The organism is Streptomyces sp. NPDC048483, assembly GCF_040651455.1.
Classification (GTDB): Bacteria; Actinomycetota; Actinomycetes; order Streptomycetales; family Streptomycetaceae; genus Streptomyces.
Window position 1 is genome coordinate 1 of sequence record NZ_JBEZJZ010000258.1, and the last position, 1,444, is coordinate 1,444.

At 66.5% G+C, this 1,444-nt stretch carries 1 protein-coding gene; it reads right to left on the bottom strand.

Annotated elements, in window-relative coordinates:
* Positions 1-20: 20 nt before the first annotated feature.
* Complete coding sequence (locus tag AB0D04_RS42675; protein WP_362712880.1) at positions 21-1,211, bottom strand: IS110 family transposase; 1,191 nt, start codon at positions 1,209-1,211, stop codon at positions 21-23.
* Positions 1,212-1,444: the final 233 nt, after the last annotated feature.

Sequence of the window (1,444 nt, forward strand, 5' to 3'; positions counted from 1 at the left end):
TACGATTCCTAATCTTTTTGTCAAGCGGCGTTCGTGACAGGAGGTATGGGTTCGTAGCACCGTCCGTCGCGCAACAGGGCCCACAGGACGTTGACTCGGCGGCGCGCGAGTGCGAGGACGGCCTGGGTGTGCCGCTTGCCCTCAGCACGTTTGCGGTCGTAGAAGCGGCGGGATTCCTCGCAGCAACGAATGCTGATCAGCGCGGAGGTGTAGAAGACGCGCTGAAGACGTCGGCTGTAACGTCTGGGTCGGTGGAGATTGCCGCTGATCTTGCCGGAGTCGCGAGGGGCCGGGGCGACGCCGGCAAACCCGGCGAGGCGGTCCGGGCTGTCGAAGGCCGTCATGTCGCCGCCGGTGGCGGCGAGGAACTCGGCACCGAGCAGGGGCCCGATGCCGGGCATGCTCGCGATCACCTCAGCGTGTTTGTGCTCGCGAAACCGGGCCTCGATGAGCTTGTCCGTCTCGGTGATCTGCTCGTTGAGGCGCATCACCTCCCTGGCGAGCGTGTGCACGAGCTGGGCCGTCGGCTTCTCCCCGGCCACGCTGGTGTGCTGGCTCTCGGCAGCCGCCAGGGCCGTCTCGGCGAGCTGGGCAGCACTGCGGACCTTGCGGTTACGCAGCCAGGTCTCCAGCCTCCGGACGCCGATCCTGCGGATGGCGGCTGGGGTCTGGTAGCCCGTCAGCAGGATCAACGGGCCGGTGTTCGTGAGATCCAGCGCCCGGTCCAGAGCAGGAAAGATGCTGGTGAGGTGGTTGTGGAGCCGGTTGATCACGCGAGTGCGGTCATCGGTGAGGTCGCGGCGATGACCGGTGAGGACCTTGATCTCGGCGATCAGTTCCTCGCCAGGCCGCAGGGGATGCAGGTCCCGGCGGATCCGGGCCTGGTCGGCGATGATCGCGGCGTCCTTGGCATCGGTCTTGCCTTCGCCCCGGTAGCCCTCGGAGGCTCGGCTGACAGCTCGGCCGGGGATGTAGAGCGTGTGCTGGCCGTGGTTGAGAAGCAGATCGATCAGGAGGGCGGCGCCGCCGTCGGCCAGGTCGATGCCCCAGGTGACCTCGTCGCCCAGGGCGAGGACATCGGCCAGGAGCTTCAGCAGTTCCGCCTCGTCGTTGGCCACTCGCCGCGACAGCAGCCGCTTGCCGGTGTCGTCGATCACCACGCAGTGGTGATGGGTCCTGCCGGCGTCGATGCCGGCCCAGATCACTGTCACGCGCTCTCCACGGGTCGTTTGCTTACCTGCACCACAGACGACCTCGCTGGCGAGTCCCTACTCAGCGATCGGATCGCGATTCCTAATCAGCAGCCGAGTCGTCGGGGGTGTCGGGCGGCGAATCGTAGGAAGCCACGGACGGCAGACCACTGAAAGCCACACCCGACACCCCTGGGTGAGCCAACCCTACGAATGGCTCGCTCATCCCGATCAACAAGGTAGGGACCACTGAA